1 protein-coding gene is annotated in these 450 nt (G+C 74.2%); it reads right to left on the bottom strand.

What is annotated here, in order from left to right; translation table 11 throughout:
• On the bottom strand, positions 1-394 hold a 394-nt coding region (locus tag LPA54_RS38705; RefSeq protein ID WP_228985066.1), incomplete at its 3' end, for a YbaK/EbsC family protein.
• Positions 395-450: the final 56 nt, after the last annotated feature.

The raw sequence follows: 450 nt of genomic DNA, 5'->3' as shown, positions 1-450 counted from the left end.
CGGGGGTGATGCCGCCGTACTCCATGCCGGTCTCCCCCGTCGCCGTGTCCATCGGCGCGAACGACGCCTTGCGGACGCCGAGGTGGCGGCGCACCACCCCGTTCACGTCGGCCCGGGTGGTGGACAGCACGACGCACGCGGCGAGCGTGGACTCGCCGCCGCGCTTGCCCGCCACCACCACGCAGTTCGCCGACCGCTCCAGCAGGTCGCTGCCGTAGTGCTCGACGAAGACGGCGGTGTCGGCCCAGCGCGGGTCCGTCTCGACGTAGAGGATCTGGTCGGCGGGGACGCCGCCGCTCCAGCCGCGGACCGCTTCCGCGACGGGGGCGGTCAGCTCGTCGAGGCAGTCGGGGGCGGGGGTGGCCCGGTCGAAGTCTCCGATGGGTGCGCGCATGGCGGCACGGTACCAGCGGCCGGTGCGGGTACCGAAGGGTGTCTCACTGCACGGGC

Origin of the sequence: Streptomyces sp. DH12, assembly GCF_020873895.1 — a bacterium.
Lineage (GTDB): Bacteria > Actinomycetota > Actinomycetes > Streptomycetales > Streptomycetaceae > Streptomyces.
The sequence above is the reverse complement of the archived record's forward strand: the minus strand, read 5'-3'. Positions and strand labels throughout refer to the sequence as shown.